The organism is Pseudomonas sp. MWU13-2517 (assembly GCF_023242545.1).
Lineage (GTDB): Bacteria > Pseudomonadota > Gammaproteobacteria > Pseudomonadales > Pseudomonadaceae > Aquipseudomonas.
In genome coordinates this window covers 189,265-202,373 of the sequence record NZ_JALMFA010000011.1, presented here as the reverse complement: position 1 = coordinate 202,373, position 13,109 = coordinate 189,265, and the positions used below count along the sequence as shown (strand labels likewise).

The window sequence follows — 13,109 nt, the reverse complement described above, 5'->3', positions numbered from 1 at the left end:
GCTCCCGAGTCAAAGTTTTAGGATTGTTCTTCTACGCAAGCGCTCTGGTGTGGCGCCTTTTGGTTCGCTGCAAAAATCGTCTGTTTGGTCAGCTTTAATGCTTTTAGCAAGAGCTGCGCCAAGGTGTTTAAAAAACCAATAAAACGCCTTCGGCTGCAGTTCTTGCAGTCGAGTCCGGTGGTGTTTTGTGCACGTTGGCCGCAGACAGTAGGCCCGGATAAGTTGGCCTTGCAGTCAGCTTTTACATTCGCTGTTTTTTTTTGAGTCGATTCGAGCGGGCGCGGAGAATACTGGCTCTCAGGCCTTGGCTCAAGTGCGCTGTAACAGAGCGCGTGGGGCGAGAATGGGGCGCGGCTTGTGGCCGGCCCCAGGTGAATGGCGTACATGGGGATGTTCCTTGTTCGTTATTGTTTTTATTGTTAACGAAGGAATCAGTGGGTAGAGGCGACTGCGGATCGCTCGGCGCCACCCAGGATGTTGAACAGTATGTTCAGCGACAGGGCGCTGAGGGTGGCCATGGCAATTCCGCTGTGGGTAATCGGGCTCATCCATAGCGGCAGCTGTGCGAAGAATTCCGGGCGCACCACCGGGATCAGGCCCATGCCGATGCTCACTGCCACCAGCAGTTGGTTGCGGCGATCGGCGATGTCGGTTTCCTGCAGGATCTTGATGCCGGTCGCCGCGACCATGCCGAACATGGCAATCGCCGCGCCGCCCAACACCGCCGGCGGAATTGACGCCACCAGAAACGCGGCTTTGGGCAGCAGGCTCAGCACAATCAGGAACGCCCCGGCCATGATCGTCACCGAGCGGCAGCGCACGCCGGTCATCTGCACCAGGCCGATGTTCTGGGCGAAGGAGGAGTGAGTAAAGGTGTTGAAGAAACCGGCGAAGAAAGACGCGCCGGCATCACACAGCAGGCCACGGCGCAGCATCTTCGGCGTGACCTCCTGGCCGGTGATCTTGCCCAGGGCAAGGAACATCCCGGTGGACTCGACGAAGATGATCACCACCACCAGGCACATCGACAGGATCGGTGCCAATTCAAACGTGGGCATGCCGAAATGCAGTGGCGTCACCACCTGCACCCACGGCGCCTGCGTCAGGCCGCTGAGGTCGACCATGCCGAGCATGCCGCACAAACCGTAACCGAGCGCCATGCCGATCAGCACCGAGATGTTCACCCAGAAGCCACGCATGAAGCGATTGATCAGCAGGATGGTAGCCAGTACCAGTGCGGCAATCGCCAGGTAAATCGGCGAGCCGAACGTGGCGGCAGCACTGCCGCCACCGGCCCAGTTCACGGCGACCGGAAACAACGACAGGCCGATGGCGGTTATGACCGTGCCGGTCACCAACGGAGGGAAAAAACGTACGACCTTGGACATGAACGGTGCGATCAGGATGCCGAAGAACCCGGCGGCGATGGTCGCGCCGAAGATCCCTTGCAAGCCGATCCCGGGCATGCCGGCCATGGCGACCATACTGCCGACAGCGGCGAAGCTGGCGCCCATCATCACCGGCATTCGAATGCCCACCGGGCCGATGCCGAATGACTGCACCAGGGTGGCGATACCGGCAACCAGCAGGTCGGCGTTGATCAGGAAGGCGATTTCTTCACGGCTCAAGCCGGCGGCCTGGCCAATGATCAGGGGCACGGCGACGGCGCCGCCGTACATCAGCAAGACGTGTTGCAGGCCGACCAGCATCAGTTGCAAGAGGGGCAGGCGCACGATGGCGGGCGCCGCAGGGGTCTGCGTTTCTAACTGGGACATGCAACACCTCGAATCTTTTTATTTTTGTGTTGTTCGGCATTCAATTGCCGGGTGGAGCTTGGTCTTGAAAACGCTGCAAAGGCCCTGTGGGAGCGAGCAAGCCCGCTCCCATAGGTGGATGTGCATCAGGCTGTCAGTTGGTACGGGCTCCCTGGTTGATCCAGGTGCCAATCAAGTCCCGCTCCTGCTGGGTCATCTGCGTGATGTTGCCCAACGGCATGATCTGGCTGGCCACGGCCTGCGCCTGAATGCGCGCCGCCTGCTGCTGGATCTGCGCCGGGGTGTCGAACATCACGCCGGCCGGCGCGGTGCTGAACAGCGGGCTGGTCGGCTTGGCCGAATGGCACACGGCGCAGCGTTCTTGGATCACCCCGTGCACCTTGTCGAAATCAATCGTCGCCTGGGCAGGCGCAGCGGGGGCTGCAGCCGGCGCGGCAGGTTTCAGGCCACCACCCAACGCGGTTTCCGGCAACGGCTGGTACTCGATCGCCGCCGGTGCCTTGGCCACTTCCGGCGAAGTCGATTGCGGTTTTGGCCCGGTCACATACGCCAGGCAAATCATCGCCAACGCGCCCACCGGAAGGGTCCACGCATACTTCTGGCTGTTATGCCGGGTGTTGAAGTAGTGCCTTACCAACACCGCCGCCACCGCGATACCGGCCAGGATCAGCCAGTTGTATTGGCTGCCGTAGGTGCTCGGGAAGTGGTTGCTGATCATGATGAACAGCACCGGCAAGGTGAAGTAGTTGTTGTGCCGCGAGCGCAGCAGCCCCTTGGCCGGCAATGCCGGATCAGGCGTGCGGTTTTGCTCGATGGCCGCCACCAGCGCGCGCTGGGCGGGCATGATGATGCGGAACACGTTACCCACCATGATGGTGCCGATGACGGCGCCCACGTGCAGGTAGGCGCCGCGCCCGCTGAACACCTTGCTGAAGCCGTACGCGGCGGCAATCAACAGCACGAACAGGATCAAGCCGAGCAGAGCAGGGCGCTTGCCCAGGGCCGAGTCGCAGAGGAAGGAGTAGATGAACCAACCGACGAACAGGGAGCCGATACCCAGCAGTACGCCTTCCGGGCCACTGAGGCTACTGCCCGGGGCCAGCAGGTACAGGGTCGGGTTGGAATAGAACACCACGCACAGCAGCGCAATGCCCGACATCCAGGTGAAATAGGCTTCCCATTTGAACCAGTGCAGGTTGTCCGGCATGGTCGGTGGGGCCAGTTTGTATTTTTCCAGGTGGTAGATACCGCCACCGTGGATCGCCCACAAGTCACCGGCCAGGCCGTCCTTGGGGTTGACGCGGTTGAGGTTGTTTTCCAGCCAGACGAAATAAAAGGAAGCGCCGATCCAGGCGACGCCGGTGATCATGTGAACCCAGCGCACGCTCAGGTTCAGCCATTCCAACAGATGTGCTTCCACAGTCTTTACCTCTCGCCTGTCACCCTTGTTGTCGGGTGATCAGACCTTCTCTTATTGGTGGGGGGCGAGGATCAAACGCTCATCCTCTTTGAAAAAATGCTCATCGCAGTTATTGCCAGTGCCACTGCGATCAACCACCAGGAAGTCATCCCGCTTTTCGATCGTCAGCACCGGGTGGTGCCAGACGCCGCGATGGTAATTGATGCCCTGCCTGCCGTTGGTGACGAAGGCGCGGACCAAGCCTGATACAGGTGCATCGCCAAGTGGCGCGACCACGATCAGAAAGGGGTTGCCGAGCAGCGGAATGAAAGCCTGGCTGCCCAGCGGGTGTCTCTCCAGCATGCACACGGTCAGTGGCATATCCAGCGCGTCGGCGCGGAAGATGCTGATGATCGCGTTGTCTTCAGGCGTCGCGGTTTCCACCGTCGCCAGTTTGTGAAAGCGCATGGTCGACCCGTTGTTGATCATGAAGTGATCGCTGCCATCGGTCTCGATAACGTCTCCGAAAGGGGCGAAGGCTTCTTTGGTCAGGGGTTCGATCATCAGTGTGCGCATGGCTGTCTTCTTATCCGGATTCTGTGTTGTTTGCTTGTGTGGCGAGGGAGCTTGCTCCCGTTGGACTGCGCAGCAGTTCCAGTTCTTGGGGGCGCTTTGCGACCCAGCGGGAGCAAGCTCCCTCGCCACAGGGTTCACTGCTTATTTAGCGACCTTGCCCAGGACGCGCAGGCGGCTCACACCCCCATCCGGGAACACGTTCAGGCGGATGTGGGTAATCGGCCCCAGTGCCTTGATCTGCTCGGCGAAGGTGTGTTCGGCGTGCATTTCCAGCTTCTGCGCCGGCAGCAGTTCACGCCAGAACAACGACTGGGTTTCGATCTGGCTGTCGGTGCCGCCTTTCACGAATGCACCCTGGATCGAGCAGGTGTCCGGGTAGTTGCCCTTGAAGTGCAGGGTGTCGACGATAATCTTCTCGATCTCGCCCGGATGGCCCAGGGCGACGATCACCCAGTCATTGCCCGGTGTACGACGACGCGCGGTTTCCCAGCCGTCGCCCATGTTGATGCCACGGCCCGGGTTGAGAATGTTGCTCATGCGGCCGAAGTGTTCATCGGAGCAGGCCAGGGCGCGACCGCCGTTCAGCGCGGCAGCCAGGTCGACCTGTTCGTTATCGCCCACCGACGACCAGTCGCGGAACGGCACACCGTACACACGCAGACGGGCCACACCGCCATCCGGGTAGATGTTGAAGCGCAGGTGGCTGAATGCCTGGTCGTTGTTGATTTCGTGGTAGTGATGGCTGTTGCCTTGCAGCTCGACGGCCGACAGCACTTCTACCCACTGGGTGTTTTCGTCGGGCTCGCCCGAGGCCAGGAAACACGCTTCCAGGGACGCCGACGGCGGGTAGTTGCCGGTGAAGAACGAAGTGTCGATGTCCACGCCCTTGATCGAACCCGGCACGCCCAGGCGGATGACCGCACTGTCGTAGCCTTCGAAACGCTTGCGGCGCGACTCCCAGCCGTCCATCCACTTGCCGTTGTCATCGAAAACGCCCTCCTTCCACACGGCCGGGGTCGGCTGGAAAAGGCGGTTGGCGTCGGCGAACCAGTCATCGGTCACAGAGATGATCTTGGTGCCCAGGCGGGCATCGGCCAGGTTGACGAACTTTTCGAAAGGTGCGGCGTAAGCTTTCATTCTTCTTGTCTGCCTTGGATAGAGTGGCTGGGAATGGTCTGTTAGAGGGTCAGTAAACGGAACAACGCGATCTTGTTGATCTCGGCCAGGGCGCATTTGAACTCGGTGTCCACCGAGTTGTGGATGCGCGTTTCGAACGCGGCCAGGATCTGGTGCCGGTTGCTGCCTTTTACCGCCATGATGAAGGGAAACTTGAACTTGGCCTTGTAGGCCTCGTTCAGCTCGGTGAAGCGTGAGAACTCTTCGGCCGTGCATTGGTGAATCCCCGCGCCGGCCTGTTCATCAGTGCTGGCTTGGGTCAGTTGGCCCTGGACGGCCGCTTTGCCCGCCAGGTCCGGGTGAGCGTTGATCAAGGCCAGTTGGCTGGCGTGATCGGCGCTCAACAGGATGTCGCTCATGCGCTGGTGCAGGGTTTCGATCTGGTCAATCGAAGCGTCCTGGCCCAGGTCAAAGGCCTTTTCGGCCACCCACGGCGAGTGTTCGTAGATATCGGCGAAGGCGCTGACGAATTCGTCGCGGCTCAGGGTCGAAGGTTTGAAGCTGTGGAACGCAGTCATTTCGCCGCTCCCGGGCAGGGGTGGGTTGCTTGCCAGTGACGGGCAATGTCCACCCGGCGAGTGAACCAGACGTGCTCATGGCCTTTGACGTATTCAATGAAGCGCTTCAACGAGGCCAGGCGTGCAGGGCGGCCGATCAGGCGGCAGTGCAGGCCGATGGAAAGCATCTTCGGTGCCTCGGCGCCTTCGGCGTAAAGTACATCGAAGGCGTCCTTGAGGTACTCGAAAAAGTCATCGCCCTTGTTGAAACCCTGCACCTGGGTGAAGCGCATGTCGTTGGTGTCCAGGGTGTAGGGGATCACTAGGTGCGGCTTGCCGGTGGGCGTGTTGGGTTCCCAATAGGGCAGGTCGTCGTCGTAGGTGTCGCAATCGTAGAGGAAGCCACCTTCCTCCATCACCAGCCGCCGCGTGTTGGGGCCGGTGCGCCCGGTGTACCAGCCCAGGGGGCGTTCGCCGGTCAGCTCGGTGAGGATGCGGATGGCTTCGAGCATGTGCTCGCGTTCCTGGGCCTCGTCCATGTATTGGTAGTCGATCCAGCGATAGCCGTGGCTGCAGATCTCATGGCCCGCTTCGACCATGGCGCGGATCACATCCGGGTGCCGTTGGGCGGCCATGGCCACGGCGAAGATGGTCAGCGGAATATCGAATTCCTTGAACAGCTTGAGGATGCGCCACACACCGGCCCGGCTGCCGTATTCGTACAGCGACTCCATGCTCATGTTGCGTTCGCCCTGCAGCGGTTGGGCCGAGACCATTTCCGAGAGGAAGGCTTCAGACTCTTTGTCACCGTGCAAGATATTGCGCTCGCCACCTTCTTCGTAGTTGAGTACGAAAGACAGCGCAATGCGCGCCTTGCCCGGCCAGTGGGGATGAGGAGGGTTACTGCCGTAACCGATCAGGTCGCGTGGGTAGTCAGCGCTCACTGCAGTCTTCCTTCTTGTTCGTCGTGTTGGCGATGAGTGATTGTATACAACTTATCGACGACTTTGTAAGCCTGCATTTCCGCATTTTTTCTGCAGGGCCCTGGGGGGATGCTGTAGCAAGAAACTTGCCTGATTGGTCAGCTAATGGACAAAAGGTCGTTTAAAAGCAAGGATTACTCGTCGGTTGCCCTGGCGAGCCGCACGAAAGCATGCATCCAAGGGTTTGTGATTTTTATTGTGTACAATTTTTTTAAAAAGTGTCTTAATCAGCCATCGCCGACTTTTTCCCTGCCCCGAAAAAGTGCGGATTCTCTTCTACTGACCACGGGAGGCGCATAGACGCCATGGGACGTTTGACCACACACGTTTTGGACGCCGCACACGGCTGCCCCGGCAGCGCCATCCAGGTTGAGCTGTACCGCGTCGAAGGCGCTCAGCTTGAGCTGGTCGCCACCGCCCTGACCAACAGCGACGGCCGCTGCGATGCGCCGCTGCTGCAAGGCGACGCCTACCGCAGTGGCGTGTACCAGCTGCAATTCAGCGCTGGCGATTACTACCGTGCCCGTGGTGTACAACTGCCGGAACCGGCCTTCCTGGATGTGGTGGTATTGCGCTTCGGTATCAGCGCCGAACAGGAGCACTACCATGTCCCGCTACTGATTTCGCCTTACAGCTACTCCACCTATCGCGGTAGCTAGCGTCACCTCGCTTCACACCCCCAAAGCTCTTCGTTGGTTTTTCGCCCGCCCACACAGCGGGCTTTTTTTATTTGCCGAGGGCTCAACTATCTAGTGCTCCTTGGCCTTCGGCGGTACCTAGGCTGGGTGTTTTCCTCAATGAGAAGAAAGCACCATGGGTCCGCTCCCCGATACCGATGATTCAGCCGCTGCGCCCGAAGCCGCGCTACAGGCCATTCGCGATGCGCTTCGATGGCGAATCAATACCTGCTCACACCCCAGCCGCCTGATCAATCAGCTCGCCCTGGCCGACCTGCGGTGCAGCGAGTCGACGCAGGCGTTGGCGCACCTGATCGGCCGTTCTCCCAAGGTGTTGAATGTGCTTCGAGCCGAACTGCGCAAGACCTTCGAGATCGACCCGGACAGCCTGATTTTCACTGAGCCCAAGCCGCCCCGTGAACCGCAGAAATTCGACACGTTGACCGATCGGGCGTTGTTCTCGCTGGTTAAGCCGTCGGTGGTGATTAACGTCAACGCCTTTACCGCTTTGAGCATCAAGGGGAGCCCGAATCGTCGGTTGCCCTACACCCCGCTGGAAGCATTGCGGCGGGTGCTTGCGATGGGGCTGCCTGACGTGTTGGCTCGTGCGCAACGGACCTATTGGGACACGCTGGTGCAAGGTTCCTGGCTGACGCGTCGGGAGCGCTGGGCGGCGTTACACACGCAGCTTTTTGCTGACCGTGCCTTCATTGCACGGCAGCTCGACGAGTTGTCGAGTGCGGGAATGATGATGGTCCAGGCCGTCATCGATGCCCCGACCGCTGCGGCACGCCAGCGCGCCGGTGGCGGCTTGGCCGCTGTGCGAGTAGGCCAGTTGATGTGGCCCGGTTCGCCTGCACTGGCAATTCCCGGTGCCTTGCATCTATACCGTGCCGGTGAGCCCGTTGACGCGCCCCATGTCATCTACCTGCCGGGTGTGCTGCGTAATTTTCATGAGTACCCGAGCTTCGAGGCCTTTCAAGGCGGCGTGCTCGAGCTTGGCAGTGAGCGCTTTCACCTACTGTGGCAGTGTTTACCGTTGGATCAGCGCAATGTGGCCTGCCCGCCGGCGGACTTGTCCCCGACAACCCGCTTCGTTCGTGGCCACGCAGTGACGGGCGATGCCCTGGCGCTAGGGGCTGAGGCGTTGCTGAGTGGGCAGTGGGGCAATGAGTTGGCGTGTGCCAGAAAGGTCAATCTCGCGCATGTGTTCTCTACTGCCCGACCGCGGCCTCAGCCCTTGGAGGCCAGGGCGTTTCTCGCTTGTGTGGAAGGCGCGCGCAAGCAGCTGATCGGTGGCGCTCGGCTCGGTCCGCTCCGTGATCAACTGCTCAGATGGGACCATCAACGCCGGCGGGCAGAGATTGTGTTTGCCAGCACGGCACCCACGCTGGCGATGCTGACGGTGGAGCGGCAGGTCAAACGCTACGAAAAAGGCCTGGTCACGTTGTTGGGCCCGGCCGATCCCAATGTGCAGACGCCCGCTTATCAAGGGGTGCTGTCACTGATACGCCAACGGGATGTCCATGCGCAGGCGTTGAAAGCATTAGTGCAGGCTGCGCCACAACGCTTGCTCGACCTGGTTTTTTGGGCCGGGCGGCCCGGCGGGGCGGGGACGCCCAGGCGGGTTTCGCTGTTCCTGAATGCTCAGGCCGAGGCCCTGCGCTGCGAGGTTTTGCTGCAACACCAACTCAAGCTGCTGGGCACTGCGCATCGCGATCTGATGATTGAGGTGATAGACCAGCCCCTGGCCTCACGACGCTCGCAGAGCCAGACCCGGGTGATGTCCGTCGCCATTGGCAATGAGCCAGATGCCTTTTACCCGCTGAATAACGTCTGGGTCGTCACGACCGCCGCCGCCGTGAGGGTCCCGACCCGCCGGCGCTCTGTGGTGCTGTACGCGTTTGGGGCCGAAGGCGGCGTGGCTGCTTTTTCCGGGCTGGACGCCCTGACTCAAAGCCTCAAGGCCAGCCTGGGCAGTTGTGACGATTCGGTGCTATGGGGCTATGTGGAGCGTGATAAACGCCGCGACCTGCGCGCCCATGCGGCGCGTGGATCCTTGAGCGTGCGTTACCTGGAGATTCGTAGCAAACCTGCACTGGCCAGTCTCAAGAAACTGCTGGGGACCTGCGACCGTTTGCACAAAAGCACTGAGGACATCACGCGTATTTTCAGCGAAGTGACGGATGCCGAGTTGAGTCGCTCGCTGTTGATGTTCGAACTGCAAGGCAACCTGACGGCTCCGGCGAACAGCGCGCTGAGCCAGGCACAAGCGAACGTTGAACTGATGTGCAAGGTCGCGTCCGAATCCACGCAACTGCCGGCCTGGTTAGCCAGTGCGTCCAGTGCCCAGCGCAGGCACTTCAGGCGCTTGTGGCGTTTGCATCTGAGCAGCGCCTTTGCCTTCGCACGTCGCCTGCAAGACTGCCTGCCCGACCTCGGCACGTTTGCCCGCCGTGCGCTGACGGACCGCTTGCACCAGGATGGTCTGCCCTCGCACCTGGATATCGAGCAGCCGTTGATTGATCTGCCCGATGATGTCCAAGACAGCTTTTGCGGGTGGGAAAGCCGCTGCTCTGTGGGGGATCGCCAGCGAATCCTGACCGCCACCCCCGAGCGTACGACGTTCAGCCTGCAGCAACTGGCGCTGCATAATCTGGATCCAGTGGCACCTTGGACACAGTGGCGATTCAACCGCGCCCGCTATCTGCAGCCCCAATGGAAAGAGCGGTTGAACGCCGCTTACCTGATACCCATGGTGGCTTCACTGGATATCGGTGGCGAGTACGCCAGGTTGATCAATTCAGTGTTTTATCCACCTGTCGGCGATGCCCAAAAGGTGACTGAGGGACGTATTCCAGCGCTGTTGAACCGCACGTTGCGGGCGGGTGCCGAACAGCATCTTTACGCGGCGGTTCAGCAAGGGCTGACGGCGAGTGCAGAGAGTCTGTTGCGCACCGCGATGGCCGCGCGAACGCCCCGGGATCTGCTGAAAAACCAGCATCAGTTGCAATTGCATGTGGTGCACCTGGTGGGGCACACCATGCAGCATGATCGCTACATCGCAGGGCTGGTGGTGGTGCGAGACATCGCCACGGGCCAGTGTGTGGTCTATTGGCCCGACGGCCCGCCAGAGGCAGTGCTCACCGAATACAGCAGCCTGGAACAGGCGCGGGTTGAGTTGAACCGGGTCGGCTCACTGCCTGGCAGCGTCAAGGTGTTGGCTCGGCAGGTTGCACCCGGCTGGGCCTTCGAGGCGCTGACTCACCATCCCGCCCGGGCCGCTGCGCCCGATCCGGCACTCGATATCCTTGATTATTTACCGGGCATTTCCATGGTGAAGGGAATACAGCGCGGGATCGAGTTCATTCGCTCATTCAAGATCAAGCACCTGGAGCCCACGGTGCAGCTCAATGAGCTGGAGAACGTCATTCTTGAACAGGTCGCCTGTGATCCGCAGGACTGGCTGGCAATTGTCGCCACCTCCCACAGCGATGCCCGGGCATTGCTGTATCGAGCCAGTGTGTTCGAGCTGCAGCGCCAGGCTCAGGCGGTCAGCCGTTCCGGCAAAGAACTGGAGAACTACCGCGCCCGGCGGCTGGCTGAGCAAAGCGGGACCCGCAGTCGCCGGATCGTTGCGTTTTTCTCGCAGTTTTTCTTTCCCTTGTTCGGCGTCCTCAATGACGTTTATGAGTTGCTGCTTGCGGCGCGGCACTATCACCGCTTTGGCGATGCGCACGATGCCGTCGATGTGGGCTTTATGAGCAGCTTTCTGATCATCGACCTGCTGCTGAACGTCATGCCCGGCCCGAAGCCGGCGGGGCGTGTCGCATCGCGCGCCGCCCGCCCCGTATCAAGGGTTGCCCTGGGGCGTATTCATCGTCTGCGCATGACTGCGCAGGGCGGGCCAATGCGATTGGCATCGCCCCCCGTGATGCAGCTCAAGACCTTGGAACATTTCAAAATCGAGGGTGTGCCCAAAGAGGCCGTGGCGTTGAAGGGACCGGATCAGGTCGGCATCCATGCGAAGGACGGCGTGCTGTTTGTGGCGGACGACACGCACCATTATCCGGTCTATCGACGCGGCAACGAGCCGGTATTCCGCCTGGAAAATCGACAGGTCGCGGGCCAGGGCGAACTGATCTTGAATATCCATCAGCCGGGTGAATGGTTGTTGGGTGCGGACGCGCCGCAACCGATGGCCGGGACGAGTTCGGGGGTGCTCAACCCGTGGCCCGCGCCGGTGTCGGCCTTATCTGACTGGTGGCCACCGGTTTTGCGCACCGCGACGGAAGCTTCGATCCTGCAGTCATTCTCCACGGCAACCCATTGGTTGGACTGGCGGATGCAGATTCCGATTACCGCGCAGTTGAGCTCCCCGGCGCCTGGTGTGTTTCACGTTCCTCTGGCCAGTCCAGGTATTTCCTACAACGTCCTGCGAGTGGCACCACCCAATACCAGCCTGGCGGATCCGTTGAGCGGTTATTACCGGCTGTTGCCCCAGGGCGATCAAGCGCCGCTGCACCGCATCGTGTTCATCACAAGGGATGAGCCGCGCGTTTCCTTGGCGAGCGCTGACATCGAACGGTGGACACGCACGGCGCCTGACGAGCAGCCCATTCCGGCGTCGCGCAGTTCGGCGAACGACTGGCAGCTTCATCAGCCGCTGTTCAATAAGGCGCTGGCAAGGTATGTGAGTGAGGCCTTTCCCACCCTGACAAAAGGTAGCCAGAACTTTGCAGTCGCCAGACTGGTCGAGCTTTCAGGCCCCAGGCGTCCAGCTACGGCCACTCACCTGCTCAATATCCGCGCGACCCTGGATGGTTGGTTGCCTCCGGCCCCCGCGCGGCCCGGGCAGACCGATGATTTGCTGAAAATGTTGCGGCCCAGCGAAAGGGGCAGGGTATCGGTATTCATTGGCTATGACGGCAAAGCGCCTGGTTTCACCCGTGTCGATTTTCGAGTGCAGGGCTTGGACCCGCTGCTGCGCTCCGTCAGCCGCAGGCACACCGTGGTGCGAAACAACGCGCAGCATCCGGCCGTCAGGCAGGTGTTGGAGCAGATGGGGTTCAACGTAGAGGAATTGCGTGTCACCCACGGTAGGAGGACTACACGTGACCTGGTCGTGACTCATGCGCTTTCGGACAGGCTCTATTACGTATCCGTCCGCTGGGTCGAGAGATCGTCTATCACACTGCACTCCAGGCTGACGGACGGTTGGTTCAATAAAGCCATCAACCGTCATCCCGTTTCGCAGGTATTCGCGCGAATCAAGCGTGCCAGGGAGGAAGGGCGCCTTGTCCGGTTAGTAGCAGGCATTCAATGGCCTGTATCAGGCACGCTTCCGCCCAGCGTTTACTTTGTCAAAGTGGGCCCGTCCCCTTGATCAGCGACACCATCCCCGCGCCACCGAACAGCCCGGCGCTGGTGCGGTTGAACCAGCTTTGGCCTTTGCCGCTGCGCAGGTAGCGCGCCGCACCATGGGCACTCAACCCGTAGGCCAGTTTGCACAGCAGGTCGAGCAGGGTCCAGGTGGCGATCATGATCAGCAGCTGCGGCAGGAAGGGTTGCTGGCTGCTGAGAAATTGCGGCAGGAAGGCAGCGAAGAACAGGATGTCCTTGGGGTTGCTGGCGCCGAGCACAAACGCTCGGCCAAACAACGCGCGGAACCGCGGCGTTGCTACCGCTTGTGGCACCACCGCACCCTGGCTTGGCTGACGGGATTGCTGCCAGCTTTGCCAGGCAAGGTAGAACAGGTAGGCAGCGCCGAGGATTTTCAACGCGCTGAACAACTGTTCCGATGCCAGCAGCAGGGCACCCAGGCCCAGGGCCGAGGCGCTCAACAGGCAGATCGAGGCAAACACCCCGCCGAGAAACGCTGGATACGAACGGCGCAGGCCGTAGTTGAGACTGTTGCTGATCATCAGCAATGACAGTGGCCCCGGGATCAGGATCACGACCAAGGCTGCGCCGCTGAACAGTAGCCAGGTTTCAATCGTCATTTCATTCCTCCAGTTGTCAGCGGC

Annotated in this window: 10 protein-coding genes; 2 read left to right on the top strand and 8 right to left on the bottom strand. The window is 60.8% G+C overall.

What is annotated here, in order from left to right:
• Positions 1 to 17: 17 nt before the first annotated feature.
• From M5B97_RS17840 to puuE, 7 genes are all read right to left on the bottom strand, one after another.
• Positions 18 to 386: a hypothetical protein gene (locus tag M5B97_RS17840; RefSeq protein WP_134656852.1), complete on the bottom strand. Its 369-nt coding sequence runs from the start codon at positions 384 to 386 to the stop codon at positions 18 to 20.
• A gap of 45 nt (positions 387 to 431) precedes the next feature.
• Entirely contained in the window at positions 432 to 1,775 is a 1,344-nt protein-coding gene (locus tag M5B97_RS17835; RefSeq protein WP_248732196.1) for a nucleobase:cation symporter-2 family protein, read from the bottom strand.
• A 133-nt stretch (positions 1,776 to 1,908) separates the two neighbouring features.
• On the bottom strand, positions 1,909 to 3,195 hold the full coding sequence (locus M5B97_RS17830) for a urate hydroxylase PuuD (protein ID WP_248732195.1): 1,287 nt from the start codon (positions 3,193 to 3,195) through the stop codon (positions 1,909 to 1,911).
• A 51-nt stretch (positions 3,196 to 3,246) separates the two neighbouring features.
• Positions 3,247 to 3,750 carry an ureidoglycolate lyase gene (locus M5B97_RS17825; protein WP_025854991.1) on the bottom strand — a complete coding sequence of 168 codons (504 nt, stop codon included), beginning with the start codon at positions 3,748 to 3,750 and terminating at the stop codon, positions 3,247 to 3,249.
• Positions 3,751 to 3,891: 141 nt separating this feature from the next.
• On the bottom strand, positions 3,892 to 4,887 hold the full coding sequence (gene alc / locus M5B97_RS17820) for an allantoicase (protein WP_134656849.1): 996 nt from the start codon (positions 4,885 to 4,887) through the stop codon (positions 3,892 to 3,894).
• 41 nt (positions 4,888 to 4,928) lie between these two features.
• Positions 4,929 to 5,444, bottom strand: coding sequence for a 2-oxo-4-hydroxy-4-carboxy-5-ureidoimidazoline decarboxylase (uraD, locus tag M5B97_RS17815; protein ID WP_248732194.1), 516 nt, complete (start codon positions 5,442 to 5,444; stop codon positions 4,929 to 4,931).
• Positions 5,441 to 6,367, bottom strand: coding sequence for an allantoinase PuuE (gene puuE, locus M5B97_RS17810; RefSeq protein WP_248732193.1), 927 nt, complete (start codon positions 6,365 to 6,367; stop codon positions 5,441 to 5,443). Before puuE ends, uraD begins: the two co-directional genes overlap by 4 nt.
• A gap of 344 nt (positions 6,368 to 6,711) precedes the next feature.
• Here puuE and uraH point away from each other — a divergent pair, with 344 nt between their 5' ends.
• A complete protein-coding gene (gene uraH, locus M5B97_RS17805) occupies positions 6,712 to 7,065 on the top strand; it encodes a hydroxyisourate hydrolase (RefSeq protein WP_123717565.1) in 354 nt (117 codons plus the stop codon).
• Between the two features lie 154 nt (positions 7,066 to 7,219).
• Complete coding sequence (locus M5B97_RS17800; RefSeq protein WP_248732192.1) at positions 7,220 to 12,469, top strand: DUF6543 domain-containing protein; 5,250 nt, start codon at positions 7,220 to 7,222, stop codon at positions 12,467 to 12,469.
• On the opposite strand, the gene M5B97_RS17795 is transcribed toward M5B97_RS17800, so the two are convergent.
• Positions 12,447 to 13,085, bottom strand: coding sequence for a LysE family translocator (locus M5B97_RS17795; RefSeq protein ID WP_134656846.1), 639 nt, complete (start codon positions 13,083 to 13,085; stop codon positions 12,447 to 12,449). The genes M5B97_RS17800 and M5B97_RS17795 overlap by 23 nt on opposite strands.
• Positions 13,086 to 13,109 lie beyond the last annotated feature (24 nt).

Coding starts and splice junctions, on each gene's coding strand:
- M5B97_RS17800 (WP_248732192.1), top strand. CDS start 7,220: ATGGGTCCGCTCCCCGATACCGATGATTCAGCCGCTGCGCCCGAAGCC.
- M5B97_RS17825 (WP_025854991.1), bottom strand. CDS start 3,750: ATGCGCACACTGATGATCGAACCCCTGACCAAAGAAGCCTTCGCCCCT.
- uraH (WP_123717565.1), top strand. CDS start 6,712: ATGGGACGTTTGACCACACACGTTTTGGACGCCGCACACGGCTGCCCC.
- alc (WP_134656849.1), bottom strand. CDS start 4,887: ATGAAAGCTTACGCCGCACCTTTCGAAAAGTTCGTCAACCTGGCCGAT.
- M5B97_RS17840 (WP_134656852.1), bottom strand. CDS start 386: ATGTACGCCATTCACCTGGGGCCGGCCACAAGCCGCGCCCCATTCTCG.
- M5B97_RS17795 (WP_134656846.1), bottom strand. CDS start 13,085: ATGACGATTGAAACCTGGCTACTGTTCAGCGGCGCAGCCTTGGTCGTG.
- uraD (WP_248732194.1), bottom strand. CDS start 5,444: ATGACTGCGTTCCACAGCTTCAAACCTTCGACCCTGAGCCGCGACGAA.
- M5B97_RS17835 (WP_248732196.1), bottom strand. CDS start 1,775: ATGTCCCAGTTAGAAACGCAGACCCCTGCGGCGCCCGCCATCGTGCGC.